Source organism: Pseudomonas sp. ARP3, from assembly GCF_001029595.1.
GTDB classification, from domain to species: Bacteria; Pseudomonadota; Gammaproteobacteria; order Pseudomonadales; family Pseudomonadaceae; genus Aquipseudomonas; species Aquipseudomonas rhodesiae.
Genome location: NZ_LEKF01000016.1, coordinates 106,557 through 132,159, shown reverse-complemented (window position 1 = coordinate 132,159; position 25,603 = coordinate 106,557). Strand labels below are relative to the sequence as shown.

Below are 25,603 nucleotides of genomic sequence, written 5' to 3'. Positions count from 1 at the left end.
GAGGTGTGCAATCTACAAAACACACAGAGGCCGCCGGGGAGGGAACCAGCCCCTCCCACAGCGGGGTAGCGCTAGACCTTGAACTGACGCAGCAAGCCTTCCAATTGTTCGCTCAAGCTGCGCAGTTGGGTGCTGGCCAGGCTCGATTGTTCCGCCGCCAACGCGGTGCTGTGGGACAGGCCGGCCGCCTGGGTGACGTTCTGGTTGATGTCTTCCACCACATGGGACTGTTGCAGGGTGGCGCTGGCAATCGAGGCGTTGAGGCCATTGAGATTGCGCAGGGCCTGGCCGATCGCGTTCAGGCTTTCGCCGGCCAGACCGGCTTGCTCGATGGTCGCTTGGGATGCAGTGTGGCTGTCGCTGATAACCTTGACTGCCGCTTCGGAGTGACCTTGCAGGCGCTCGATCATCACTTGGATTTCGGCGGTGGATTTCTGTGTGCGCTGGGCCAGCAGGCGCACCTCGTCGGCCACCACGGCGAAGCCCCGGCCTTGTTCGCCGGCCCGTGCGGCTTCAATCGCAGCGTTGAGCGCCAGCAGGTTGGTCTGGTCTGCGATAGAGCGGATCACCTCCAGCACGCCGCCGATCTGGGTGCTTTCGCTGGACAGGGTACGGATAACGTCCACCGCCTGGCTGATGGTGGTGGAAAGCTGATCGATCCGTTGCAGGCTGCCGTCGATATTGACCTGGCCTTGCTGGGCCTGGGCCTGGGCGTCGCGCATTTCGCTGGCGGCGTGTTCGGCGTTCTTGGCCACGTCCTGCACGCCATAGGTGACTTCATTGATGGCGGTGGCCACCAGTTCCATTTGCTGCGATTGCTGCTGGCTGCGGTCGTGGGCCTGGCTGGCGTTATTGCCCAACTCCTGAGAGGACTGGCCCAGGGCGTTGGCACACACCTGCAGTTGGCTGACCACCTGGCGCAACTTGGCGGTAAAACTGTTGAAATGCCGGGACAGCTGGGTGACTTCATCGCGCCCGTGGGTATCGAGGCTGCGGGTCAGGTCGCTTTCGCCGCTGGCGATATTGCCCATGGCGTTTACCGCGGCTTGCAACGGCTGCACGATGCTGCGGGCGATCAACGTTACCAGCAGGGCCATGACCAACGCGATCACCAGGCCGATCACCGAGGCTTTCCACACCTGGCCGTTGAACTCGGCCTGGACGTCGTCCACATACACGCCAGAGCCGATAATCCAGCCCCAGGGTTCGAACAATTGGATATACGAGGTCTTGGCCACCGGGGCTTCGGCGCCAGGCTTGGGCCAGCGGTAGTTAACGATGCCGGCACCTTTGGCCTTAGCCAGGACCACGAATTCGTTGAAAATGGCGAAACCGTCGGGGTCGCGGATGGCCGAGAGGTTTTGGCCATCTAGCTTGGGGTTTGCCGGGTGCATGACCATTACAGGGGTGAGGTCGTTGATCCAGAAGTAGTCGTCATGGTCGTAGCGCAGCCCACGCACGGCGCTGAGGGCCTGTTTCTGCGCGGCTTCGCGAGTCATGACACCGGTGGTTTCGAGGCCGTGATAAAACGTCAGAATGCCGCTGGCGGTCTGTACTACATGCTGGGTTTGTAGACGTTTGGCTTGGTAAAGGTCGTCATGAATCTGCTTGAGCATCAGCAAACCCAAAGCCAACAGCATCAGTACGGCGACTATCAGAATCAGCCACAGCCGCCGGCTGATCGACATATTGCGCAAACTGTTCATCGTCCTGTCACTCCGGGCTTTTTATAATTGTGGCGTTTGATCGACTTTTACGCCTTGTCTGATAGGCTTTCGGCCTGAAATCGAAAAACCTGAGTACTGCCTGATTTTTCACAGAATTTTTGCAGATCGGCATTGACCATAGTCAACGCCGGGCCTTCAGCGCGCTCGTCGTCAGTGAACTATTAAAAGACTAACCAGGCATGCGCCAAGCATGACCTTTGGGGGAAGCATGGATTTTTGGACCGCCATACAGGCACTCATCTTGGGCGTCGTTGAGGGGCTCACCGAGTTCCTGCCGATATCCAGCACCGGGCACCAAATCATCGTGGCCGATTTGCTGGATTTCAGCGGCGACCGTTTCAACGCGTTCAATATCATTATTCAACTGGGCGCCATTCTTGCGGTGGTGTGGGAGTTTCGCGGCAAGATTTTCCAGGTGGTCACCGGTTTGCCCACCCAGCCCAAGGCGCGGCGGTTTACGGCCAATCTGCTGATTGCCTTCTTGCCGGCGGTGATGCTGGGGGTGATTTTTGCCGACGCGATTCATCACTATTTGTTCAACCCGATCACCGTGGCCGCGGCGCTGGTGGTGGGCGGTGTGATCATGCTGTGGGCCGAGCGCCGCCAGCATCAGGTGCATGCCGAAACGGTCGATGACATCACCTGGAAGGATGCACTGAAGGTGGGCTTCGCCCAGTGCCTGGCGATGATTCCCGGCACCTCGCGCTCTGGCGCCACTATCATCGGCGGCCTGTTGTTCGGTCTGTCGCGCAAGACCGCTACCGAGTTTTCATTCTTCCTGGCCATGCCGACCATGGTGGGCGCGGCGGTGTACTCGGGCTACAAGTACCGCGACCTGTTCCAGCCGGCGGACCTGCCGGTGTTCGCCATCGGCTTCGTCACCTCGTTCATTTTCGCCATGATTGCGGTCAAGGGCCTGCTCAAGTTCATTGCCAGCCACAGCTACGCAGTGTTTGCCTGGTATCGGATCGCCTTCGGCCTGTTGATCCTGGCGACCTGGCAGTTCGGCTGGATCGACTGGGTGGCCGCCAAGGCATGACGATCCAACATCCACGCCTCAAGGCCCTGATTTTCGTGCTGTTATGCGCGGCACCGCTGCTGGGGTCGGGCTTGCTGTGGTATCGCGGCGACACCGTGCTGCCGCTGGCGGCCTATGCCGTGGTCAGCGTGGTGGCGTTTTTCTTGTACTGGAGCGACAAACGCAAGGCCCGCACCGATAGCTGGCGCACTCCGGAAAACGTACTGCATGCGGTCGAGCTGGCGGGCGGTTGGCCGGGGGCGCTGATTGCCCAGCAGGTGTTCCGGCACAAGACGCGCAAGGTGTCGTATCAGGTGCTGTTCTGGGTGATCGTGCTGTTGCACCAGGTGTTCTGGCTTGACCAGATGTTCCTGGGCGGCACGCTGGGTTCAATCCTCTAGCTTCAACCCGATCTGCGTGCGCTTGGGCAACTTGCTCACCACCAATTGGTGGGAACGTTGCAATAAGCCGCGCAGCTCATCGGCGCCCAGCGGGTAGGGCGTGTTCATGATGATCCAGTGGGCGCGCGCCAGGTACGGCGCGGGGCGAATGCCCGGGCGGTCGACATGCCCGAGAAACAGGTCCGGGTCCACCTTGAAGGCCAGCGAGTCGCCGCGCAGGTTCTGCAGGGCGAACATCTTGTTGCCGGCAATCGAAAACACCCGTACGCCACCCCATTTGTAATCTTCCCGCGCGCCGGGCAGGCCCAGGCAGAAGCGTGCGACTTGCGCTTCGGTCATGCTCATAGCAGACGATCTCCACAGCTTTTGAAGCCTTCTTCCAGGTAGTCGATCCATGCGCGAATCGCCGGCAGCACGCCACGGCGATGCGGGTAAACCGCCTGCAGCCAGCCACCCGGCAATGACCACTCCGGCAGCAGTTGCACCAGCCGGCCACTGGCCAATTCCTCTTCGCAGTACATCATCGGCAATACAGTAAAGCCCAAGCCCATGATCGCGCAGGCCTTGCGCACGATGAAGTCATCGATACCCAGGCGCGCCTCCATCACCAGATCATGCGCATGGCCCTGGGGATCGAGCAGGCGTTGATGCACCATGCGGTCGGCCTCCAGTGCTCCGAGGATCGGCAGTTGCTTGAGGTCGTCGAGGCTGGCGATCGAGCGCCCTTGCAGGAAATTCGGGCTCGCCACCAGCACCGTCTGCGCCGCGCGCAGGCGCTTGGTTACCAGCAACGGGTCTTCATCGCCCAGCTCGCGCACGCGCAAGGCCACGTCGATGCCTTCGGCCACCAGGTCGACGCGGCGGTTGACCAGGGTCATTTCCAACTGCACTTGGGGATGGGCGGCGAGAAAACCCGCGACCAGGTCGGGCAGGATGTTCTGCGCCAACCCCACCGGGCAACTGACCCGCAGACGCCCACGGGGTTCGCTGGACATGCTGGCCACGGCCTCATCGGCCATCTCCGCCTCCAACAGCATGGCCTGGCAGTGGCGCAGGTAGCGTTCGCCCACGGCAGTGAGGGTCAGTTGCCGCGTGGTGCGTTGCAGCAGGCGCGCGCCGAGGCGCTCTTCCAGCTCGGCAATGCGCCGTGACAGGCGCGACTTGGGAATGCCCAGCTGCCGCCCGGCTGCGGCAAAGCCGCCGGCTTCGACGACTTTGGCGAAGTAATAGAGGTCGTTGAGATCTTGCATGCTGGGCCTATTGTCCTGTCAGTGGGACAAACTATCGCATTTCAGCTGTCTTATCGACTATTGGTTTCATGGGTAGCCTTAGCACCATCTGATCGACATTCCCTGATCTTCTTTGGAGCTTTGCCATGAAACTGTTGCATATCGATTCCAGCATCCTCGGTGACAACTCGGCTTCCCGCGCCCTCAGCGCCGCAGTGGTCAAAGCATGGCAAGCCGCTGAACCAGGCGTGCAAGTGACTTACCGCGACCTGGCCAGCGAAGGTATCAACCATTTCTCCGGCGCCACCCTGGGAGCCTTGGGCACCGCCGCCGAACTGCGCGATGCCACGCAAAAGCATGAGGCCGAACTGAGCGCTTCGTCCCTGGCGGAATTCCTTGCCGCCGACGCGCTGGTGATCGGCGCGCCAATGTATAACTTCACCATCCCGACTCAATTGAAAGCCTGGATCGACCGCATCGCGGTAGCCGGTCAGACCTTCCGCTACACCGAAGCGGGCCCTGAAGGCCTGTGCGGCAACAAGAAAGTCATCATCGTGTCCACCGCCGGCGGCCTGCATGCCGGGCAAGCGTCGGGCGCGGCTCACGAAGGCTATTTGACCTTGCTGTTTGGTTTCCTGGGTATCACTGACATCGAATTCGTGCGCGCCGAGGGCTTGGCCTACGGTGACGAAATGCGCAGCAAGGCCCTGAGCGACGCCAACGTACTGATCAACGAACAATTGTTCGCCGCCGCGTAAGGCTTGTGTAAATTTCGCCTCGCCCCGGTTTCAATCCGAAACCGGGCGCCTAAACTCTGTATTCTGCTGGCCTGAACGCGAGCGGAGTACGGAGTTTTTTCGTGTGTGCGCTGTCCTTTTAATGTGGCCCAGGTTGTGCAAGCGTGGGGTCAGTACTCCGGACTTTTAATCGATATGTCGGTTCTCACGCAGCAAAGGTGGACAGCCCCATGATGCGTCTTTGTGCTGTGATGGTTCTTTCCCTGCTCGGCAGCCTGATTTCAGTGCACGCCGCCCCCGCACCGCACCCTCATTGGAGCGTGGGTTTTCATCGCATGAGTTTTCTCGACCCGCTGGATCTTCAGCCGATGAAGGCTATCGCGTTCTACCCCTCCACCGGTCTTGAGCACAGTACCCAGGTGGGCGCGTACCACATCGCTGCCACCGAAGACGCCAAAATCGCCATCGGGCGTTTCCCGATGCTGATGCTGTCCCACGGCAACACCGGCACGCCGCTGGCTCTGCATGACCTGGCCACGTCCCTGGCGCGCAAAGGGTTCGTGGTGGTGGCGGTGCTTCACCCCGGCGACAACTACAAAGATCACAGCCGCTTAGGCACCGTAAGCAACCTGTATGGCCGGCCAATCCAGATTTCCGAAGCGATCACCGCCACACTGGGCGATCCGATGCTGTCGCCGTTCGTGGATGTCGACCAGATCGGTGTGATCGGTTATTCGGCGGGCGGCGAGACCGCACTGATTCTGGCCGGCGCTAAACCGGATTTCGATCGCCTGCGCCGCTATTGCCAGGAGCGTCCTGAAGACCGCGACGCCTGCACCACCAAAGGTGAGCTGGTGGTGGATCGCGACGATCTGCAGCCCCAGGCCGATCCACGTATTCACGCGTTGATGCTAATGGCGCCCCTGAGCCTGATGTTCGGCCGTCACACCTTGGCGGATGTGCATGTGCCAGTGCTGCTCTACAGCGGCGACGGCGACAAACTGGTCGCGGTGGACAAGAACGCCGCGGCCCTGGCGCGCAAACTGCCGGAACCGCCGGACTTCAAACTGCTGGCCGGGGCAGGGCACTTCGTGTTTATGGCGCCGTGCGACAGCGACCAGTTGGCGGCAATGCCGGCGGTGTGCACCGACGCCGATGGGGTGGACCGTGAAGGCATTCACCGCGACCTGGTTTCCGAGGCCGGGCGCTTTTTCAGTCACACCCTCGGCGAGCCCAGCCGCGCAGGCTTACAGACCGCAGATCAATAAGCGCGGCGCTTGAGCAGCACGGTCAGGCCCAGTGCCGCGACCGACAGCAGCGCCGCGCACAGGAAGATCCAGCCGTAACCCAGGTTCAACGCGACAAAACCCATCAGCGGTCCGGCAATCGCCAGGGCCAGGTCGAAGAACACCGCATACGCACTCAAACCCGCGCCGCGACTGCTGTTGGGCACTTGTTTGATCGCCTCCACACCCAGCGCCGGGTAGACCAGCGACAAGCCGAAACCGGTCAGCCCAGCACCGATCAGCGCTACTGTGGTGCTGGGCGCCAGCCACAGCAGGGTCAGCCCGAGGGTCTCAATGCTCATGCAGGCAATCGCCGCGCGAAAGCCGCCAAACCGGCTGATGGCCGAGATAAACACCAGCCGCGCCAGGATAAAGCACACCCCAAACACCGTCAGGCAATACGCCGCGCCGGCCCAGCCACGATTGAGGTAGTACAGGGTGATAAACGTGGTGAGGGTGCCATAGCCGATGGACGCCAGGCACAAGCTGGTGCCAAACGGCGCAATGCGCCCGAACACCGCCCAAAAGGGCAGGCGCTCCCCGCGCACCACTGGCACCGACGGTTTGTTGCGGATCAGCACCAACCCCAGCGCCGCCAACACCGCCAGTACCAGGCCGAGAATGTTGTAGCCATAGTCGGCCACCATCACCACCCCCAAGGGGGCGCCGATGGCGATGGCGCCGTAGGAGGCGATGCCGTTCCAGGAGATCGAGCGCGCGGTGTGTTCGGCGCCGACCGCGCCCATGCACCAGCTGATGGTGCCCACGCCGATCAGCCCCTGGGCCACTCCCAGCAGCAACCGCGCGAGAATCAGAACCCCGAGGCTCAAGTTGGGCATGCTCTGCAATAGCGTCGCAAAGAACGTCAGCACGCCACTGATGAGGATGCCCGTCAGCCCCAGCACGATGGCGCGCTTGGTGCCCACGGTATCCGACATGCGCCCGGCCATGGGCCGACTGAGCAGGGTCGCCAGGTACTGCGAACCGATGGTCACCCCAGCCACCACCGCGCTGAAGCCCAGTTGCTCATGCACAAAGCCTGGAATCACCGCGATCGGCAGGCCGATGCAGATAAACGCGATAAAGGTGTAGAAGACGATGGAGACGATCTGCAGGGTGATCGACAAGGACGAGGGCGCGGCGGCAGGCATGGGGACTCGTTCGCGGGCGGGCGGTGCGCCCATCATGGCAAGGGCTTGAGGGAAAAGGAAGCAGGCTAACTACTTTGGCTGAGAAACCGGCCTACTGTGGCGAGCGGGCTTGCCCCGCGTTGGGCTGCGCAGCAGCCCTAATAAAAAACACCGCATTCTGCCAGGCAGAACGCGGTGTTCGTTTTCGGGGCCGCTGCGCAGCCCGACGCGGGGCAAGCCCGCTCGCCACAACGAGCCTGTTCCCCACAGTTTCAGATCGCTACTGTTAGAACACCACGCCTTGGCTGCGCAGGTAGTCATCATAGGTGCCGCTGAAGTCGATCACGCCGTTGGCGCTCAACTCGATGATGCGAGTGGCCAGGGACGACACGAACTCACGGTCGTGACTGACGAAAATCAGCGTGCCCGGATAGTTCTCCAGCGCCAGGTTCAGCGCCTCGATGGATTCCATGTCCAAGTGGTTGGTCGGTTCGTCCATGATCAGCACGTTCGGCTTTTGCAGGATCAGCTTGCCGAACAGCATGCGGCCTTGCTCACCGCCGGAGATCACTTTGACCGACTTCTGGATTTCATCGTTGGAGAACAGCATGCGACCCAGGGTGCCACGGATCATCTGCTCGCCTTGGGTCCACTGACCCATCCAGTCAAACAGCGTGACGTCGTCTTCGAAGTCGTGAGCGTGGTCCTGGGCGTAGTAGCCCAATTCTGCGGCGTCGGTCCACTTGATGCTGCCGGCATCCGGCGTCAGTTCGTTGACCAGGGTGCGCAGCAGGGTGGTCTTACCGATACCGTTCGGGCCGATGATCGCCACGCGCTCGCCGGCTTCGATCTGGAAGCTGAAGTCCTTGAACAATGGCTTGCCGTCGAAACCTTTGGCCATGTGCTCGACGATGACTGCCTGACGGTGCAGCTTTTTGGTCTGTTCGAAACGGATGAACGGGCTCACACGGCTCGAAGGCTTGACCTCGGCCAGTTGGATCTTGTCGATCGCCTTGGCGCGGGAAGTGGCCTGCTTGGCTTTCGAGGCGTTCGCCGAGAAACGGCTGACGAAGGATTGCAGTTCGGAGATCTGCGCTTTCTTCTTGGCGTTGTCCGACAGCAGTTGCTCGCGGGACTGGGTCGCCACGGTCATGTACTCGTCGTAGTTGCCCGGGAACAGGCGCAGCTCGCCGTAGTCCAGGTCAGCCATGTGGGTGCACACGCTGTTCAGGAAGTGACGGTCGTGAGAGATGATGATCATCAGGCTGGAGCGCTGGGTCAGGATGTTTTCCAGCCAGCGGATAGTGTTGATGTCCAGGTGGTTGGTCGGTTCGTCGAGCAGCAGCACTTCAGGATCGGAGAACAATGCCTGGGCCAGCAGCACGCGCAGTTTCCAGCCAGGGGACACTTCGCTCATCGGGCCGAAATGCTGCTCCAGGGGAATACCCAGGCCCAGCAGCAGCTCACCGGCGCGGGATTCGGCGGTGTAGCCGTCCATCTCGGCGAATTCGGTTTCCAGCTCGGCCACGGCCATGCCGTCTTCTTCGCTCATTTCAGGCAGCGAGTAGATACGGTCGCGTTCGGCCTTGACCTTCCACAGCTCCTCGTGGCCCATGATCACGGTGTCGAGCACGGTGAATTCTTCGTAGGCGAACTGGTCCTGGCGCAATTTACCCAAACGTACGTTCGGCTCCAGCATGACCTGGCCACCGGACGGGTCGAGATCGCCGCCGAGGATTTTCATGAAGGTCGACTTGCCGCACCCGTTCGCACCGATCAGACCATAACGGTTGCCGGCGCCGAACTTGACCGAGACGTTCTCAAAGAGCGGCTTGGCGCCGAACTGCATGGTGATGTTAGCTGTGGAGATCAATTACTTTACCTATCAATGGGTTGCGCGCGTGGCAGCGGATGCCGCCAGGCATGCGTCAACAGCGACATCAAGGCGCGAAACCCGGTCGCTGAGCAGAAAATGGGGGATGTGTGTTGGAATTTGGCGCGCATTGTCGCATATGTCAGGCGACAGTTGTATGGCGCTCGAACGATGGTTTTTCCAGAGTCTCGGGCATCGCCAGCCATAACAGCGCCAGCGCGACGGCCGCCACGCCCGCCAGGGTCAGAAACGCTGCGTTGTAGCCGGCCTGTTGCACGACGAAACCGGCCAGGCTATTGCTTAGCGCCGCGCCCAGGCCAAATACCGTAGACAGCGCGCCCAGGCTCACATTGAAGCGCCCGGTGCCTTGGGTGAGGTCTTTGACGATAACCGGGAACAGCGCACCGAAAATTCCCGCGCCAATGCCGTCGAGCATTTGCACCGCCACCAGCCAGTAGGGGTCGTTGGACAAGGTATACAACACCCCACGTACTGGCAGGATCACAAAACCCAGGATCAACAACGGTTTGCGTCCCCATACATCGGCCTTGCTACCTACCAGCCAGGCCATCGGCACCATCACCACCTGCGCGGCGACGATACAGGCCGAGGTCAGCGGTGTGGCCATGTGCAGATTGATCTGTGAGAGCTTCTGGCTGACCAGTGGCAGCATCGCGGCATTGGCCAAGTGGAACAGGGCGCAGCAAATGGCGAACAGCAGCAGCGGCCGACTGCTCAGCAACACCTTGATACCGGACGGCTGCTCGTGATCGTGGTGATGGGCGGGGTCGAAGCCACGGGCGACCTCATGATCGATGGCCGCAGCCGACACGCAACTGACCGCGACGATACTGGCCAGCGCCATAAACGCCATAAGGTAGAACACCACCACTGGCCCGAACAGGTAAGCCAGGCCCCCGGCCAACAGCGCGGCCACGGCGTTGCCGGCATGATTAAAGGTTTCGTTGCGCCCGGTACGGCCGGTGAAGGCGCGGGGGCCGGTGATTCCCAAGGAAATCGCCGAGATCGCTGGTGCAAATACCGAGGCCGCGACCGCGCTGGCAGCCTGAGTCAACGCCACCAGGCTGAACGAACTGACGAAGGGCAATAGCACGCAACTGCCGGTCACCAACAGCGCGGCCACGGCGATTACCGCGCGCTTGCTGCGGGTGCGATCGATCAGCGCCCCCGCCGGGCCTTGAGTGAGCAGGGCGGCGATGCCGGCGAGGGTCATCACCACACCGATGCTGGCCGGGTCCCATTTGTGCACCGCCAGCAGATAAATCGCCAGGTAGGGACCAAGGCCGTCACGCACATCCGCGAGGAAGAAGTTCAGGCTGTCCAGGCTCAGGGTATTACGCAAGTCGGAATGATCAGCCACGGCAGTTTCTTCGGGAGGGGGCACTCAACGACTGAGGGCTCATTGCGTTAATGACCTGCGGCCCCGGCGATTAGTTTCGCGTTGAACAGGGACGATGCCGCTGCTTCAAAGGGCAGGCTAAGGGATTCACTGGCGTTGGCAGGTTTCACCCTATAGACCATCCAACCACGCCACGTTAAGAATGGCGCCGCACGAAGGTACGCATGGTCTGTCCAGGCCCGGTCTTGAACACGGTGGGCCTGGGCATATGTTCGTCGGCTGCAATAAACACAAAGGTGTCTCCTTCAATGCGATAGCTGGCAGGCAGTGCCTTGCCGGCATCCTCACCGATGGAGTCGATCCAGGTAATGCTCTTGGGCTCGGTGCGACTGTCCAGGAAAAACCGGCCAGCCAGCAAAACATTGCCCTCGGTGGTCCTCACTTCAAAACCGTTGCCGGCAATCGTGGTGATGGCACCTGGCGCAGTGTGTGCATCGACAGGGTCAAGCACACCGTTGTCTTCCAGCGAGATTTGTTCCCAGGCCCCTTGCAGGGCGTGAAGATCCGGGTCAGCGGCATATTGCATCGATAAGTCCTTTTAAGTGAGGTACTAGAAGAGGGTGCTGGTATGTAGGATGTTTCTCGCTCAAGACGCGCGGCAAAGAATTTTCCTTGCGCTAGCAGCTATTTAACGTTCTTTTGACTACTCTTGTGACAACAATGTGGCAGTTGGCTGTATCGGTTGAGCGAATGTTCATTTAGTTGAAACGGAAATGAAATTATATAGCGCGGGATTTTTCCACAAACTGAGTGGTCAGATCGCCATTGGTGGGCCTGTTCTCCAGGTTTCAGGGCGTTGTCCCTGATGCGCTGCCGGGTTATCCGGAACTTCGGTGATGGCTTTTTAGTGTCAATTTTAAGGTGGCTTGCATTTTGAATCGAACTTCCCCGCTTAACGCGTCTCCCTCTTCTGACGAAATTGACCTGTTTGAACTGTTTCACTCGATTTGGCGGCAAAAAAAGCTGGTAGTGGGTTGCACGATTCTGGCGGGTGTATTGGGAGCAGGGTATGCATTTCTGGCGCCCAAGACCTATGAAGTGAGCAGCGTACTGCGCCCGGCGGCCATCAACGAGCTGGATGCACTCAACCGCTCCGAAGTCTATAAGCTGCCACCGGCCGATGCGTTGTCCAAGGTGGGGGCTCAACTGGACTCTTACGAGGCGCGGCTGGGGTTCTTCAAATCCCATGAACAACTGTTCGCGGCGTTCCAAAAGCCGGGGCAAAGCCTTGAGCAGAGTTTTGAAGACTTCAACCGCAACTCGGTCAACCTGATTCTGCCGGACCCGAAAAAATCTGACTCGTTAAGCAGTTACATCCGCCTGGAACTCCAATACCCGGCCGACATCGACGGCGTAGCGATCCTCAACGGTTTCGTGGACTACGCCATCGCCGCTGAGCGTGATCAGGTGGGCGCTGACCTCAAAGTGATCGTCAATAACCGCCTCAACGAACTCAAAGGCAAGATTGACGCGGCGCGCGCCAATTACGAAACCGATAAAGAGTCCAAGATTGCCAAGCTGCTGGAAGCCGACCGGCTCAAGCGCGCGCAATTGCAGGATGAGCTCAGTGCTTTACGCCTGCAGATGAAAATGGAGCGCACCAACCGCCTGGCCGAACTGGCCGAGGCGATTGCCATCGCTAAATCGATGGGCATTCGTACCCCGACCACGCCTTCCTCCATGGCCGATGCCGGCCGAGGTGGCTCAGGCCAGGTAATGCGCACCGAGGTCAACAACCAGAAAATTCCGCTGTATTTCCTCGGCACCGAAGCCCTTGAGGCCGAACGCGTGGCCTTGCAGCAACGCACCAGTGACGACTTCACCAACCCACGGGTGGCCGAGATCGGTAAAGAGCTGCAGATGCTGGAAGCGAACCGCGAAGTCGAAGTGCTGCGCAAGCGTGGCAACGAGGATATCTTCCTACAGGATGTAGAGCCGCTGCGTGCGGAAGTCGCGCGGTTGCGCGGGCTGAATATCGATATGAGCAATCTCAAACTGGTTACCATCGACCGTCGCGCCCAGGAACCGCTGGCGCCGATCAAGCCGAAAAAGGCCCTGGTGATTGCCTTGAGCCTGGTAGGCGGCCTGGTACTGGGCTTGCTGATTGCGCTGTTCCGGCACTTTATGTTGGCACCGCGCCCTGCGGTGGCTTACTCGGCGCTGGACGATGGCCGCTTCGCCCGTCGTGAGCGCAAAGACGACGAACTGCCGCTGTAACGCCCACCCCGCAAGGGCTTGTCCTACGGCAAGCCCGCCCCCCCTCAAAACCCGTCACTCGACAGCTTTTCACAATTCTTAGTTAACCTTTGGTTACATATTGTGGCTAAATAACGGCCGATGGGCATGAACCGGCGGAAGTTCCAGCCGGCCGTGCCGACTATGTGAATTGTGATTTCAGGTGCTGCTTATCATCCTCGGCCGTCGTGGGCCCGCAGGAGCAGCCTGTTCTCTTCTGACGTGTGACGAAATCCCTTGAAACTCATCATTGTTGTTCTTTACGTTGCCTCCATCGCGTATGTACACCTGCGTGGCCGGGTGCGACACAAGCTGAGCCGCCAGCTCAGCGACCATTCGACCTTTCTGGCGCCGATCAACTGCTTTCTGTATCTGTTCTCCAAATTGCCCGGCCGGCCTTACCTGGCGACCAGTGACTTTCCCGACCTGAGCCCCTTGCAGGAACATTGGCAGGAAATCCGCGAGGAAGCCCAGAACCTGCTGCAAGCCGGGGAAATCAAGCGCTCGGACCAATACAACGACGTTGGTTTCAACTCCTTCTTCAAGTCGGGCTGGAAGCGCTTCTACCTGAAGTGGTACGGCGACAGTCACCCTTCGGCGATGAAACTGTGCCCGCGCACCACTCAATTGGTACAAAGCATCGGTTCGATCAAAGCGGCGATGTTCGCCGAGCTGCCCCCAGGCTCCAAGCTGGTGCGCCACCGTGATCCATATGCCGGGTCTTACCGCTATCACTTGGGGCTGGACACGCCAAACGATCCGGGCTGCTACATCAATGTGGATGGCGAGGCCTATTACTGGCGCGACGGTGAGCCGGTGATGTTCGACGAAACCTATATCCATTACGCCGAGAACACCACGCAGCACAACCGCATCATCTTGTTCTGCGACATTGAACGGCCGATGAAATATCGCTGGGCTGCGGCTTTCAACCGTTGGTTCAGCCGTAACGTGATGGCGGCGGCGGGCTCGCCCAACGATGCAGGTGACAAGACCGGCGGCTTGAACCGCGCTTTCACACGGCTGTACAAGATCCGCCTACGCGGCAAAGAACTGAAAAAGCGCAACCGTACGCGTTACTACCTGGAAAAGTGGGCCATTTTCGCAGTGCTGGCGCTGATCTTCGTCCTGATCTAACCCGCCGGGCGCCCCTCACTGCGGTGGGCGGGCGCCCAACTTGTCCCACATCTTGCGAGTGATTTTCTGCCGGTTGGCATAGCCCGCCCAGGGATCAGCCTTCAACCCCTGCACCCGTTGCAACAGATTGGCGACTGTCCACTGTTGCGCGCCGCGCAAGCCTTTCAATTCCTCGCGACTGATCGGTACCGACACCGGCAGCCCTGGCCGTGCCCGCACGGAGTAGGCCGCCACGGTGCTGGCGCCTCGGGCGTTGCGCAGGTAATCGATAAAGATCTTGCCCACCCGGTTTTTCGGCCCGGAGGTGGCGGTAAAGCGTTCGGGCAGTTGCTGAGTCATGAACTGCGCCAGGGCCTTGGCAAATGCCTTGACCGTGTCCCACCCGTCGCGTCGCGCCAACGGCACCACCAGGTGCAGCCCTTTGCCACCGCTGGTTTTAACGAAGGCATCGAGTCCCAGCTCATCCAGTACGGACAACGTCAGTTGAGCCGCTTCCACCATGGTTTTCCACGGCAATGCAGGGTCCGGGTCGAGGTCGAGTACGAACAAGTCCGGGGTTTCGATTTTGTCCGAGGTGGCGCCCCAGGTATGCAACTCGATGGTTCCCATCTGCACGGCGCCTACCAGCGCCTGCACGCTGTCGATTTCCATCAGTCGCGCGTGACCTGGGTCCAGCGCCGGGTCCAGCTGCGTAATGTGGGGGATAGCCAGGTGCTCAGCGTGTTTCTGGAAAAACTGTTCGCCGTCGACGCCCTCCGGTGCCCTGAGCAGCGATACCGGGCGTCGCTGCAGAAAGGGCAGAATCCACGGGCTGATGCTCTCGTAGAACTGCGCCAGTTGTTGTTTCTGCGTGCCGCTCTGGGGGTCGATGACGCGGTCGGGGTGGCTGATTTTGACCCCGACTGGGTTCGTCGCGGGTGTTGCGAATTGGGCTTTGCGTGGCACCTCATGCACGATCTGCTCGGCTGGCTTATCGGTGCGCATCCCCACAAAAGCGGCCTGGCGCACCACGCCTTCGCGGGTCCATTCTGCAAACTGCACTTCACCGACCAGTGTCGGTTCCACCCAATGAACGCCGCGCGCCTGGGTGCTGGTCAACGGCTTTTGCAGCGGCGATGTGTTGCGCTCCAGGGGTTTCAACTGCCCGTAGATGGTCTTCAACGCGGCCTGATCGAACCCGGTGCCCACCCGGCCGGCGTACACCAACCCGCTATCCTCGTTGACCGCCAGCAGCAACGCGCCGAACCCGCTGCGCGAGCCTTGAGGGCGGGTGTAGCCAACAATCACGAATTCCTGGCGCAAGCGGCATTTGAGTTTGACCCAATCGTTGCTGCGCCGCGATACATAGGGGCTGCCCAGGCGTTTGCCGATCACCCCTTCCAACGCCAAGTCGCAAGCACTTTCGAAGATATCCCGGTGGTTGGCAGCGAAGGCCTCGGAGAAGCGCAGCAGCTTGCTTCGGCTACCGCGCAGCGCGGCCTTTAGGGATGCGCGGCGCTGTTCCACCGGAACTTCGCGCTGATCCTGGCCATTGAGGAAGGGCGCGTCGAACATGTAGTAGACGATGTCGAGGCTGCGGCCGATATCGAAAGCGTTCTGCAAAGCCTGGAAATCCGGGAGCCCGTCACTATTGAGGCTGACGACCTCGCCATCTAACCAGCTGTCCTTGAGCTTAAGAGCTTGCAGCGCCTTGGCTTGACGCGGCAGGCGCTCGGTCCAGTCATGGCCGTTGCGGGTAAACAGGCGCACCTCGCCGTCGCGGATACGCGCCAGAATGCGGTAGCCATCGAACTTGATTTCATACTGCCAATCGCCTTCGGGCGCGCGGTCCACCAGGGTGGCCAATTGCGGGGTGAACTGCTCGGGAAGGGCGCTGGCGGAGGCCGCTTTTTTGCTACGAGCTTTGGCTTTGGGTTTCTCTGGCGGCGGTTGGCCAACTGAGGCGTCGCTGAGCACGCTGTCGGGCTGGGCCTGCACGATGTCGAACTCCGTGGCGGGGCGGGCCTGGGCGTCTTTCTCCTTGATCAGCAGCCATTGCTCTTTGTCGCCGCTGCCTTTGAGGCGGGTGCGCACCAGCGTCCAATCGCCGCTGAGTTTTTCGCCGACCAGGGTGAACTTGAGTTTGCCGGCGGCATACGCCTGATGCGGGTCATCGTGAGGTTGCCAGACGCCGCGGTCCCACACGATTACGTCCCCGGCGCCGTACTGGCCTGCCGGGATGCTGCCTTCGAAGCTGCCATAGCTCAGCGGGTGGTCTTCAACGTGCACCGCGAGGCGCTTCTGGCTCGGGTCCAGACTCGGGCCTTTAGGCACCGCCCAGCTCTTGAGCACGCCGTCCAGCTCCAAGCGGAAATCATAGTGAAGGTGGCGTGCGTCGTGCTTCTGGATCACAAACGACAGCGCCGATGCCTTGGCTTTTTTTCCGGTCGGCGCACTGCCCGACGGTTCGGCAGTGATCTGGAAGTCACGTTTGCGGTTGTATTCACTCAAAGGTTTGGCCATGGGGGCTCCATCCTATGGCAGGTTCAAGAGGCTTTTTTCGAAGACTTTTTCGCCGCCGGTTTTTTCCCCGCAGGCTTACCGGCCAGGCTGCGTTTGAGCAGTTCGGTCAGGTCGATCACGTCTGCAGACTTGCGCTCGTCCGCGCCTTCCTGGGATTCCACGTCCTCGATCTTGCCGGCTTTGGCTTTTTTCTCCACCAGAGCCATGATCTTTTCCTGAAAGCTGTCGCGGTATTCCTCGGGCTGCCAGTCAGCGCTCATGTCTTCCACCAGGCGTTTGGCCATGTCCAGCTCGCCCTTGGCCAGGCTGGGTTTGGTCACCTCGCTGCCCAGCTCCAGCTCATCCAGGCCGCGCACCTCGGCGGGCCATCGCAGCATCACCAGCACCAGCGCCGATTCCAGGGGCATCAATGCTGCCAGGTGTTGTTTGGTGTGCAGCACTACATTGGCCAGGGCCACCTTGCCGGTTTTTTTCAGGGTTTCGCGCAGCAGGGCATAGACCTTGCCGCCGCGTTTGTCCGGCGCCAGAAAGTACGGCGTGTCGATGTTTTGTAGGGGGATCTGCTCGCTGGCAACGAAGGCGATGATCTCGATGGTCTGGGTCGACTTGGGGTGGGCAGAGCGGATCTCGTCTTCGCTGAGCACCACATAGCGGCCTTTCTCATAGGCCACACCCTTGACGATGTTCTCTTTGGTGACTTCCTTGCCTGTGGTTTTGTTGATGCGCTTGTAGCCCACCGGGTCCATGCTGCGCTTGTCCAACCAGTCGAAGTCCACGCCCTGATGGGACGTGGCCGAGACCAGCGACACCGGGATATGAACCAAGCCGAAACTGATTGCGCCTTTCCAGATTGCCCGTGGCATAAGTGCGATTCCTTGAGAAGAAGCAGTGTTCTGGTGACTCGGCGGCGGCGCGAAAAGTTTCCCCGGGCGGATACGTGGACAGATCGTGTTACACCTCATCAGAAACAATTTACTTACCAAAGGCGAACCCAGGGCGTAGCGTGCCATCGAAAGCACGTACAGCTCGTTTCAGAGAGGTTTGCTCATGATCAGTTGCAGGCGTTATCTCGCATTGCTGGTGTTGGGCCTGGCCCTGATACCCCTGGCCCAGGCGCAAGACCTGCCCGGGCGAAGCAATAGCAACAACAGCCCGATTCACCGGGCCAACCCCAACAGCATGCAGGGCACCCAGCCCAATGCCCCGGCGACGCGGGGTATTCAGACTGTGCCGACCCCGCGTACGCCGACGCTGGAAAACGGCGGCATCGGCAACCGTTATCCGCAGCGCCAGGCCGCCCCCAGCCGCCCGGCCACTGAAACCAAAGCCCCCACGTATGATGCCAACGGCAATCGCCGGTAAGGACCTGTCTTATGTTGCTACGCAAAACCCTGCTGGCTGCGCTGTGCGCATCGACCCTGTTGCCCTCGATTGCGGCGCATGCCGCCGGGGCTCAACAGTTCCCCAGTGAACAAGGCAGTATCACGGCCACGCCGATAGCCCAAGGGCTGGATCACCCGTGGGCGGTGGCATTCCTGCCGGACCAGCAAGGCTTTCTGGTAACCGAGCGGCCGGGGCACCTGCGGGTCGTCAGCGCCGACGGCAAGCTGTCGGCGCCGTTAAGCGGTGTGCCGCAGGTGTGGGCCAAGGGGCAGGGCGGTCTGCTGGATGTGGTGCTGTCCCCGGACTTCAAGCAAGACCGCATGGTGTATTTGTCTTACGCCGAAGGCGGCGGCAAGGGCGGGACAGCCGGCACGGCGGTCGGGCGCGGACGTTTGGCCGCCGACCTGAGTGGCCTGACCAACTTTCAGGTGATCCTGCGCCAGGAACCCAAGCTCTCCACCGGTAACCACTTCGGTTCGCGCCTGGCGTTTGACCTTGACGGCTACCTGTTCGTGACCCTCGGCGAAAACAACGACCGACCCACCGCCCAGGATCTGGACAAATTGCAAGGCAAGGTCGTGCGCATCTATCCGGATGGCCGTGTGCCGGACGACAACCCGTTCGTCGGTCAGGAAGGCGTACGGCCGGAGATCTGGTCCTACGGCCAGCGCAACCCTCAAGGCCTGGCGCTGAATCCGTGGAGCGGCACGCTGTGGGAAAACGAGCACGGCCCCCGTGGCGGCGATGAGATCAATGTCATCGAACGCGGCAAGAACTACGGTTGGCCACTGGCAACCCATGGCATCAACTATTCGCTGACGCCGATTCCCGAAGCCAAAGGCAAGACTGTCGAAGGCACCGTCGCGCCGCGCCATGTATGGGAAAAATCACCGGGTATCAGCGGCATGGCGTTCTACGACGCCGATCGCTTCAAACCGTGGCAGCACAACGTATTTATTGGTGCACTGGCCAGTCAGGAGCTGATTCGCTTGCAGTTCGAGGGCGATAAGGTGGTGCATGAGGAGCGCTTGCTCGGCGGCTTGAAAGCGCGGATTCGCGATGTGCGGCAGGGACCGGATGGCTATCTGTACGTGCTGACGGATGAGGAAAAGGGCGTGTTGTACCGTGTGGGGCTGAAACCGGACTGACAAGGCTGAGCCGCCAGTGGGAGCGGGCTAGCCCACTCCCACTTCTTTACGCGGGTGAGGTTTACAGGCCCAGCGCCGACAGGCCCGGATGCTCATCCGGCCGGCGACCCAGCGGCCAGTGGAACTTGCGCTCGCTTTCCTTGATCGGCATGTCGTTGATGCAGGCAAACCGATGGGCCATCAAGCCGTTCTCGTCGAACTCCCAGTTCTCGTTGCCATAAGAGCGGAACCAATTACCGGAATCGTCGTGCCACTCATAGGCGTAACGCACGGCGATGCGGTTATCGGTAAACGCCCATAATTCCTTGATCAGCCGATAGTCCAGTTCCTTGGCCCATTTGCGTGTCAGGAAACCTTTGGCTTCTTCGCGGTTGTGAGCGAACTCGGCGCGGTTGCGCCATTGGGTGTCCAGGGTGTAGGCCAGGGAAACGCGTTCTGCGTCCCGGGAGTTCCAGCCGTCTTCGGCCAGGCGCACTTTCTCGATCGCCGACTCGCGGGTAAACGGCGGCAGGGGCGGGCGCGGTTGTTCTGTAGATGACATGCTGCGACTCCTTTAACTCATTAAGGTTTATCGAAAGTTGCTCAGCCTGTGCGTTCACAGTCCCAATAACGTTCGCGCCATGCATTGCGCATTATCGGCAGCCGTTGAATCGCCCATTACCAGGGCAACGGTAATGGCGCCATCGATCAGGATCAGCAGGTGCGCGGCCTGCCGCTCGGGGTCGGGGGTGCCATGTGCTTGACACAGTTCGAGTACGTACTCGAACAGTTTCTGTTTATGAGCTTTGGCCAGCAGGCGGACGGGGTTGTGCGGGTCGCCAGTTTCGCCGCTGGTGTTGATAAAGGCGCAGCCGCGAAAGTCCTCAGAGCCAAACCAGGCCTTGAGCGCGCTGAACAGCGCCAGCAGGCGCTCGCCGCTGTCGGCCTGGCGCTCCACTTCGCTGCGCAGCCATTGGAGCCAGCGCGCATCGCGGCGTTGCAGCGCGGCGATCACCAATTCGTCTTTATTGGCGAAGTAGCGATAAATACTTTTTCTCGAGACGCCGGCGGTTTTTACCAGAAAGTCCATGCCGGTGGCGGCAATGCCATGGCGATAGATCAACTTCTCGGTGACGTCGAGGATAATGTCGCGGGTTTCATTACTGATGATTTCGTTCATGGGGCAAACAGTAGAACGATCATTCTCCTTGGTCAATTAATTTTTTTCCATCTGTCACAGCGAGACCTGAGCATCTTCATGGTGTAAGCTCGGGACCTCTTCGGATTCGACCCTTTGCGAGCCTTATGCCGTCGTTCTTCAAACGCTCCCTGTTGCCCAAACTGCGCGGTTTTCCACTCACTCCCGAGGCGATTGAGGTGCTGTCCGGCGCTGCGGCGTTTCGCCGTTGCCTGCTGGAGAAAATCCCCCAGGCCACGCGGCGTATCTACATCGTTGCGCTGTACTTGCAGCAGGACGAAGCAGGGCAGGAGATCTACGACGCCTTGCACGCCGCCAAAGCCGCAAGGCCGGAGCTTGAGATCGTGGTGGTGGTCGACTGGCTGCGTGCCCAGCGCGGGCTGATCGGCGCCGGCAAGCAGCCGGGCAACAGCGCCTGGTACCAGGAAATGACCCAGCGTAACAGCACTGAGGTGCCGGTATACGGTGTGCCAGTGCAGACCCGCGAGCTGTTCGGTGTGCTGCACCTCAAGGGCTTCGTGATCGATGACACGGTGCTCTACAGCGGTGCCAGTCTGAACAACGTGTACCTGCACAAATTCGACAAATACCGCTTCGACCGCTACCACCTGATCCACAGCCAAGCGCTGGCCGATTCCATGCAGCATCTGGTGGAACATGGACTGGTGGCGTCCAAGGCCGTGCATCGCCTGGACCTGCCGAACCCGCCGACTACCCGCAGCCTGCGCAACGACATCGGCGACCTGCGCAGCCGCCTCAAGCACGCCACCTACGACACCACGGCGGGGCAGTTGCCCAATGGCCAGTTGTCGGTCAGCCCGTTGCTGGGCGTCGGCAAGAACAACCCGTTGAGCCGGGTGATCCTGGAACTGATCGCCAGCGCCCAGCAGCAACTGACTATCTGCACGCCGTACTTCAACCTGCCACTGCCCGTCACCCGGGAAATCAACCGTGCCCTGGCCCGTGGGGTGAAGATCGACATCATTGTTGGCGACAAGACCGCCAACGATTTCTACATTCCGCCCAGCGAGCCATTCAAGGTGATCGCGGCGCTGCCATACCTGTATGAAATCAGCCTGCGCCGCTTTGCCAAGCGCCATCAGCGCAACATCGACAGCGGCCAGTTAAATCTGCACCTGTGGCGCGACGGCGACAACACCTACCACCTCAAAGGTATGTGGATCGACGAGCGTTACACCTTGCTGACGGGCAACAACCTCAACCCCCGGGCGTTCCGGCTCGACTTGGAAAACGCGCTGCTGATCGACGATCCCCAGGGCCAATGGCTCGCGCCGCGCCAGGCTGAACTGGAGCAGATTTTTCAGCACACCACGCGGATCGAGGCTTACACGCAATTGCAGACGCTGCCGGATTATCCGGCAGCGGTCGGCAAATTCCTGCGCCGTGTGAGCCGGGTGCGGATTGAGCGTCTGCTGTATCGGATTTTGTAAGTCGCCTGAAACTAACGGAAATGCTCCATCGGGCGGTCGTCGGATCAGGCTTACATCCAGGCGCCCGACGCTGTTCTTACATAGCCCCTCACTGTTTTCAGAGCGAGCGTGGATATGTCGAAGATCGCCTCAGGTACTTTTTATGAGGTGCCCAGTAGCGTTGTTCCCATGGCGGATCGTCCATCCGCTTCAACGCCTTCCCCCACGCTGTCGCGGGCTCGACGCTCAACCACTGATTCAAGCGCCGCACTCAGTTATCCCTGGACCCGCAAACCGGTCCCCAGCAGTAACGGCGTGGCGGCTGCCGACACGCTGCTGGAACAACGCCTCACGTCAGCCACGCAAAGCGGCCACGGCATGGTCGAGGTGCCTGAGGGCAGCACGCTGACCCCTTTGCTGGCGTTGTACCGGCACCTGCTGAACCAACCGCCGTTGCAAACCTGGCTCAACGACCAGGGGCTAGAAACCGCCACGCTGACCCTGCATCACGACTTTATCGAAGGCTTCGTCACCCGCGAGGGTGTGCGCAGTGCCGTCAGGTTTACCTACACCGACGCGTCGGGGTGGTTAGAGGCCTCGGCCAGCCTGCGCCCGCTGTTGCACCTGCTGGACCCCGGCGATAAAGGCCTGACCTTTATGGGTGAGGACGACGAGTGGGTGCCGTTGGCGGTGGTCGAGCAAGCGAAGACCCGCCATGGCTTTCACGTCGGCGATGTGGACAGCGCTTGGCGGGTGATCGGTCAGATCGAGCAGCGTCGCTACTTGGCGGACACACTGGAGGCGGCCCTGGGAGATTGGCCCGACGCCACGCCCATGAATTGGTCCGAACACCCCTGCGAAGTGAGCCCGGCGTTAACCTTGGGCGAAGCCAGCCAGGCCGCGCGCGAGCGTCTGCAGCGCCTGGTGGCGCAACCGAGTATGACGGCGCTGCTCGAACGCGAAGGCTTTGACTGGCCCGGCAAGCCGTTTCGGATAACCGAGGGCAGGCTGGAGCGTCTGAGCCCAGTGGGCGGCTGGGTCGATCTCACCCGTTATGTCGAACAGCACCCCGCCCTGGAGGCAGAGCGCCAGGCGCTGGTCGGGCTCAGCGAGCCCTTGGGCGGTGCGGTTTATTCCACTCCCCGCTATGACGTGCGCCAACTGGTCGAATACCTGGGGCTGGGCTCGATGGCAACCGCCGGCGAAACCCGCAATGTCATCCAGTGGTTGCGTACGTACTTGCCGCCGGCACCGCCACTGGGCGATTACAACGGTCTGATGCGCCGCGAGTGGGCCCCCGGCACCCTGACGCCCGAAGATCGCCTCACCCTGACCGATCTGGCGCAAGCCCGCTTGGGCGGCAGCAGCGCCAGAGGCTTCAGTGCACTGGCGCACAGCACTCCACAGGCACTGCACACCGACCCCCAGGCCCATTTGACCGCGCTGCTTGAAAGCCCCGAGGCGTTGGCGTTTGGCGCGCAATTGGCCAGAGCGCTGAATTGGTTTGGCGCGAGCGGCGCAGGCTACGAATTGCCCAAAACGGTGTGCCAACAGTTGGTGGCGGCGGCGATCAAGTTGCACGCCGGTATCGACGCTACTGACAAGCCTGGGCATGTGGCCGGGTATTCGGTGTACCAGCCGGCGAACATGGGGCGCACATTCAGTGCCGTGCGCCGCGACATCGAACAGCATCTGATCGCGCACAAGGGCGTCGACCCCAAGTTGGCCGTGCTGGCGGCACACCTGGGCTTGGCCCAGGCAGCACCGGAATTTCTGGTCAAAGATGTGCCGGGCACGGTGCACATCGGTACCCCGGCCTGGATGGAGTTGCGTCTGGGCTGTGCGATGGCCGATCAACATGCACCCGGCACGTCCCGGGCGATGAATGAAGAGCAGGTCACCCACCTCACCACGCTGGGCCCCACCAGCGATGCCCAGGCCGAGTTGATGCAATTGTCGGCGTTGAAAATCATGGCCGATTGGGGCGTGCTCAATGGGGTCGTCCGTTTGCGCAGCGATGGAGAATATTCTCGTACGGATATCCAGACCGCCTCCGAAGCGTTCTTCAAACAGCGCGAAGAGGCCAGCCTTGCCTTCACCGACGCGAGCGCCGAGCTGCCTACCCGCAGGACGCTGGCCATTAAAGAGCTGCTGCGGGTCTTTCCGGACACTACCCCGGGGGGGCTGGAGGCCATGACCGTACACATCGCCGAGGCTTCGGAGCGTCGCAACATGGCCTCGGGCGAACCTAGGACGCGTTCGATCATCGAGGCGTACATGACCGGCGATCTGACACCGGGCAAGTGGGCGCTGAGCAGCGATTTACGTGGTACTTACCGTAGCGGCAGCACCCCTTATCAGCAGGGCCAGGCCCCGCAGGCTTCCTCTGAGGCGCGCGCTCAGTTGGATCAACGTATTCGGCGCTTGCCCGCATTGGATGGGCTGCTCAACAGCGCGGTCGACCGGCATCGGCACGCGTTGCAGAACGCCTATGCCACCCGCTTGAAGTTGATGCTTGCCGAGTTGCCGCTGGCGGATCGACAAGCGCTGGAACTCGGCACTGTCGAGCTGTTCACCTTACGCGGGGAAACCGGCACCACCCAAGCCCGCGAAACGGCGAGCAGCAGGCTGGCACAGCGCGGTCGCCAAGGCACGGTGATGCGCCTGGAGCACAACAACCAAGTCACGTATTACGAGCTGTTTGCCAACGGCAATGTCGTGCGACGCACCGACTTGCCGCAGGATCTGATACTGGGGGGGCTGATCAAGCACGAGCGCTTTCCCGCCCCGCACGGTCATGTGTACTTGCCAGTCAACCGTGGCACGCCGGTCCCGTTCGATGCCGACGCCTATACCTTAGGGACGGCACCGAGGTCGGACGTCGCTTCGCCGGCCATGATCATCGAGCAACTGGGCACGCCGTTCGCCGCCAGCGCTTTACCAGCCAGCTACACCCCGCAGAACTATGTGCCGAATACTTACGGTTCGCGCAAAACCGCGCGCATCGTGGAGGCGATCGCGCAGGGGAATTTCTACGAGTCTCCAGAGGCCTTGCTGCAAAGGGCGACCGAACAAGTGCCGTTGGAACGCCGTCGCGAAGCACGCACCCGTGCGCACAATTTTTTGCTGGGTTTCGTGCCCTTTGTCGGTGCCTATCAGGAATTCAAAGCAGGCAATATCGGCAGCGGCTTGGCCAACCTGGCCGTGGACACCGTCGGGGTGGCCATTGGTGCAGCGGGCCCGGCGCGGGGGTTGATTCGCTCAGCCAAAGCCCTGGCATTCAAACCTTTGAAGGGGATTGCCAGGCGTTTGACGGCCACGGTAAGCCCCATGGTGTCGACAACAGCCAGGGTCAAACCGGCGGCCACCTTCAGTGATCGCGCGTTTGATTTTCTCAAGCATTCGGGGCTGTTCGCCAATGCCGCGCTGAATCCGCTGGATGGCTACCCGCAGATGATCCGGGCGGCGACCAAAGGCTTATTTAACGTGCCTAAGCTGATCCTGCAAGGAACGATGAATTCGGGCAAAGTCGCTCCGCACTTGCTGACGGCCGAAGAAAAACTGCGCAGTTACCTGATCATCGCGGCCGGGCAGATCGACCGGCAGGAACCCGGCGGTCAGTCACCCGTGGGGAGCCGCACTGGCGTCTACCGTGGGGCCGAGGTTCAAAGCGTGCGCTACGGTGGTCACTGGTACGCCTTGGACCCGCTCAACGGGCGGCCGGTTGGCACGCCCCTGAGCGAGTTTGTCGCCGATGCCACCCCGTGAGT

General features: G+C 60.9%; 21 protein-coding genes and 1 pseudogene. 10 read left to right on the top strand and 12 right to left on the bottom strand.

Translation table 11 applies throughout. The annotated features are described in order from the left end of the window. Window positions 1-71: 71 nt before the first annotated feature. A complete protein-coding gene (locus ABX75_RS30050) occupies window positions 72-806 on the bottom strand; it encodes a methyl-accepting chemotaxis protein (protein WP_371264001.1) in 735 nt (244 codons plus the stop codon). 120 nt (window positions 807-926) lie between these two features. Further along, window positions 927-1,616: pseudogene (locus ABX75_RS30045) on the bottom strand (cache domain-containing protein); the annotation flags it as partial. 319 nt (window positions 1,617-1,935) lie between these two features. Between ABX75_RS30045 and ABX75_RS18540 the strand changes: the two are divergent. Both ABX75_RS18540 and ABX75_RS18535 read left to right on the top strand, forming a co-directional pair. After that, complete coding sequence (locus ABX75_RS18540) at window positions 1,936-2,766, top strand: undecaprenyl-diphosphate phosphatase (protein ID WP_047882434.1); 831 nt, start codon at window positions 1,936-1,938, stop codon at window positions 2,764-2,766. Then, window positions 2,763-3,146 (top strand): DUF1294 domain-containing protein, encoded by a 384-nt coding sequence (locus ABX75_RS18535; RefSeq protein ID WP_034138203.1) that lies wholly within the window; start codon window positions 2,763-2,765, stop codon window positions 3,144-3,146. The genes ABX75_RS18540 and ABX75_RS18535 overlap by 4 nt, the downstream gene beginning before the upstream one ends. Here the strand turns inward: ABX75_RS18535 and ABX75_RS18530 are convergent. Next, the gene (locus ABX75_RS18530; protein WP_047882433.1) at window positions 3,135-3,491 is read right to left on the bottom strand and encodes an MmcQ/YjbR family DNA-binding protein; all 357 of its coding nucleotides are present in this window, start codon (window positions 3,489-3,491) and stop codon (window positions 3,135-3,137) included. The genes ABX75_RS18535 and ABX75_RS18530 overlap by 12 nt on opposite strands. Continuing rightward, window positions 3,488-4,396: a LysR substrate-binding domain-containing protein gene (locus ABX75_RS18525; RefSeq protein WP_034113533.1), complete on the bottom strand. Its 909-nt coding sequence runs from the start codon at window positions 4,394-4,396 to the stop codon at window positions 3,488-3,490. The genes ABX75_RS18530 and ABX75_RS18525 overlap by 4 nt, the downstream gene beginning before the upstream one ends. Before the next feature lie 125 nt (window positions 4,397-4,521). On the opposite strand from ABX75_RS18525, the gene ABX75_RS18520 reads away from it, so the two are divergent. Both ABX75_RS18520 and ABX75_RS18515 read left to right on the top strand, forming a co-directional pair. After that, window positions 4,522-5,133 carry an FMN-dependent NADH-azoreductase gene (locus ABX75_RS18520; RefSeq protein ID WP_034097432.1) on the top strand — a complete coding sequence of 204 codons (612 nt, stop codon included), beginning with the start codon at window positions 4,522-4,524 and terminating at the stop codon, window positions 5,131-5,133. Between the two features lie 209 nt (window positions 5,134-5,342). Then, window positions 5,343-6,380 carry a dienelactone hydrolase gene (locus tag ABX75_RS18515; RefSeq protein ID WP_034097433.1) on the top strand — a complete coding sequence of 346 codons (1,038 nt, stop codon included), beginning with the start codon at window positions 5,343-5,345 and terminating at the stop codon, window positions 6,378-6,380. Here the strand turns inward: ABX75_RS18515 and ABX75_RS18510 are convergent. From ABX75_RS18510 to ABX75_RS18495, 4 genes are all read right to left on the bottom strand, one after another. Beyond that, window positions 6,374-7,549 carry an MFS transporter gene (locus tag ABX75_RS18510; RefSeq protein WP_034113535.1) on the bottom strand — a complete coding sequence of 392 codons (1,176 nt, stop codon included), beginning with the start codon at window positions 7,547-7,549 and terminating at the stop codon, window positions 6,374-6,376. The two genes, ABX75_RS18515 and ABX75_RS18510, sit on opposite strands and share 7 nt — an antisense overlap. A gap of 265 nt (window positions 7,550-7,814) precedes the next feature. Then, window positions 7,815-9,401, bottom strand: a complete 1,587-nt coding sequence (locus ABX75_RS18505) for an ABC-F family ATPase (RefSeq protein ID WP_080758731.1) — start codon at window positions 9,399-9,401, stop codon at window positions 7,815-7,817. A 142-nt stretch (window positions 9,402-9,543) separates the two neighbouring features. Then, the gene (locus ABX75_RS18500) at window positions 9,544-10,782 is read right to left on the bottom strand and encodes an MFS transporter (RefSeq protein WP_047882432.1); all 1,239 of its coding nucleotides are present in this window, start codon (window positions 10,780-10,782) and stop codon (window positions 9,544-9,546) included. A gap of 175 nt (window positions 10,783-10,957) precedes the next feature. After that, window positions 10,958-11,347, bottom strand: a complete 390-nt coding sequence (locus tag ABX75_RS18495; protein ID WP_047882431.1) for a TIGR03067 domain-containing protein — start codon at window positions 11,345-11,347, stop codon at window positions 10,958-10,960. A 347-nt stretch (window positions 11,348-11,694) separates the two neighbouring features. Between ABX75_RS18495 and ABX75_RS18490 the strand changes: the two genes are divergently transcribed. Both ABX75_RS18490 and lpxO read left to right on the top strand, forming a co-directional pair. Next, on the top strand, window positions 11,695-13,038 hold the full coding sequence (locus tag ABX75_RS18490) for a Wzz/FepE/Etk N-terminal domain-containing protein (protein WP_034097575.1): 1,344 nt from the start codon (window positions 11,695-11,697) through the stop codon (window positions 13,036-13,038). Between the two features lie 255 nt (window positions 13,039-13,293). Then, window positions 13,294-14,193 (top strand): lipid A hydroxylase LpxO, encoded by a 900-nt coding sequence (gene lpxO, locus ABX75_RS18485; protein WP_034097577.1) that lies wholly within the window; start codon window positions 13,294-13,296, stop codon window positions 14,191-14,193. 15 nt (window positions 14,194-14,208) lie between these two features. Here the strand turns inward: lpxO and ligD are convergent, their stop codons facing one another. Further along, entirely contained in the window at window positions 14,209-16,695 is a 2,487-nt protein-coding gene (gene ligD, locus ABX75_RS18480) for a DNA ligase D (protein WP_047882430.1), read from the bottom strand. 23 nt (window positions 16,696-16,718) lie between these two features. Continuing rightward, on the bottom strand, window positions 16,719-17,558 hold the full coding sequence (locus ABX75_RS18475) for a Ku protein (RefSeq protein WP_047882429.1): 840 nt from the start codon (window positions 17,556-17,558) through the stop codon (window positions 16,719-16,721). A gap of 184 nt (window positions 17,559-17,742) precedes the next feature. Here ABX75_RS18475 and ABX75_RS18470 point away from each other — a divergent pair, with 184 nt between their 5' ends. Both ABX75_RS18470 and ABX75_RS18465 read left to right on the top strand, forming a co-directional pair. Then, window positions 17,743-18,057, top strand: coding sequence for a hypothetical protein (locus ABX75_RS18470; protein WP_034113545.1), 315 nt, complete (start codon window positions 17,743-17,745; stop codon window positions 18,055-18,057). Window positions 18,058-18,068: 11 nt separating this feature from the next. Further along, window positions 18,069-19,226, top strand: coding sequence for a PQQ-dependent sugar dehydrogenase (locus ABX75_RS18465; protein WP_047882428.1), 1,158 nt, complete (start codon window positions 18,069-18,071; stop codon window positions 19,224-19,226). Window positions 19,227-19,287: 61 nt separating this feature from the next. On the opposite strand, the gene ABX75_RS18460 is transcribed toward ABX75_RS18465, so the two are convergent. Both ABX75_RS18460 and ABX75_RS18455 read right to left on the bottom strand, forming a co-directional pair. Further along, the gene (locus ABX75_RS18460; protein WP_034113550.1) at window positions 19,288-19,767 is read right to left on the bottom strand and encodes a nuclear transport factor 2 family protein; all 480 of its coding nucleotides are present in this window, start codon (window positions 19,765-19,767) and stop codon (window positions 19,288-19,290) included. Window positions 19,768-19,821: 54 nt separating this feature from the next. After that, window positions 19,822-20,385 (bottom strand): TetR/AcrR family transcriptional regulator, encoded by a 564-nt coding sequence (locus ABX75_RS18455; RefSeq protein WP_034097585.1) that lies wholly within the window; start codon window positions 20,383-20,385, stop codon window positions 19,822-19,824. A 125-nt stretch (window positions 20,386-20,510) separates the two neighbouring features. Between ABX75_RS18455 and pssA the strand changes: the two genes are divergently transcribed. Both pssA and ABX75_RS18445 read left to right on the top strand, forming a co-directional pair. Continuing rightward, complete coding sequence (gene pssA, locus ABX75_RS18450) at window positions 20,511-21,854, top strand: CDP-diacylglycerol--serine O-phosphatidyltransferase (protein WP_040268171.1); 1,344 nt, start codon at window positions 20,511-20,513, stop codon at window positions 21,852-21,854. A gap of 114 nt (window positions 21,855-21,968) precedes the next feature. After that, on the top strand, window positions 21,969-25,601 hold the full coding sequence (locus tag ABX75_RS18445; RefSeq protein ID WP_144419305.1) for a hypothetical protein: 3,633 nt from the start codon (window positions 21,969-21,971) through the stop codon (window positions 25,599-25,601). Window positions 25,602-25,603 lie beyond the last annotated feature (2 nt).

Bases quoted from the DNA above. Each gene is read 5' to 3' on its own strand.
- ABX75_RS30050 (WP_371264001.1), bottom strand. From the start codon at position 806: ATGGAACTGGTGGCCACCGCCATCAATGAAGTCACCTATGGCGTGCAG.
- ABX75_RS18540 (WP_047882434.1), top strand. From the start codon at position 1,936: ATGGATTTTTGGACCGCCATACAGGCACTCATCTTGGGCGTCGTTGAG.
- ABX75_RS18535 (WP_034138203.1), top strand. From the start codon at position 2,763: ATGACGATCCAACATCCACGCCTCAAGGCCCTGATTTTCGTGCTGTTA.
- ABX75_RS18530 (WP_047882433.1), bottom strand. From the start codon at position 3,491: ATGAGCATGACCGAAGCGCAAGTCGCACGCTTCTGCCTGGGCCTGCCC.
- ABX75_RS18525 (WP_034113533.1), bottom strand. From the start codon at position 4,396: ATGCAAGATCTCAACGACCTCTATTACTTCGCCAAAGTCGTCGAAGCC.
- ABX75_RS18520 (WP_034097432.1), top strand. From the start codon at position 4,522: ATGAAACTGTTGCATATCGATTCCAGCATCCTCGGTGACAACTCGGCT.
- ABX75_RS18515 (WP_034097433.1), top strand. From the start codon at position 5,343: ATGATGCGTCTTTGTGCTGTGATGGTTCTTTCCCTGCTCGGCAGCCTG.
- ABX75_RS18510 (WP_034113535.1), bottom strand. From the start codon at position 7,549: ATGCCTGCCGCCGCGCCCTCGTCCTTGTCGATCACCCTGCAGATCGTC.
- ABX75_RS18495 (WP_047882431.1), bottom strand. From the start codon at position 11,347: ATGCAATATGCCGCTGACCCGGATCTTCACGCCCTGCAAGGGGCCTGG.
- ligD (WP_047882430.1), bottom strand. From the start codon at position 16,695: ATGGCCAAACCTTTGAGTGAATACAACCGCAAACGTGACTTCCAGATC.
- ABX75_RS18475 (WP_047882429.1), bottom strand. From the start codon at position 17,558: ATGCCACGGGCAATCTGGAAAGGCGCAATCAGTTTCGGCTTGGTTCAT.
- ABX75_RS18470 (WP_034113545.1), top strand. From the start codon at position 17,743: ATGATCAGTTGCAGGCGTTATCTCGCATTGCTGGTGTTGGGCCTGGCC.
- ABX75_RS18465 (WP_047882428.1), top strand. From the start codon at position 18,069: ATGTTGCTACGCAAAACCCTGCTGGCTGCGCTGTGCGCATCGACCCTG.
- ABX75_RS18460 (WP_034113550.1), bottom strand. From the start codon at position 19,767: ATGTCATCTACAGAACAACCGCGCCCGCCCCTGCCGCCGTTTACCCGC.
- ABX75_RS18455 (WP_034097585.1), bottom strand. From the start codon at position 20,385: ATGAACGAAATCATCAGTAATGAAACCCGCGACATTATCCTCGACGTC.
- pssA (WP_040268171.1), top strand. From the start codon at position 20,511: ATGCCGTCGTTCTTCAAACGCTCCCTGTTGCCCAAACTGCGCGGTTTT.
- ABX75_RS18445 (WP_144419305.1), top strand. From the start codon at position 21,969: ATGTCGAAGATCGCCTCAGGTACTTTTTATGAGGTGCCCAGTAGCGTT.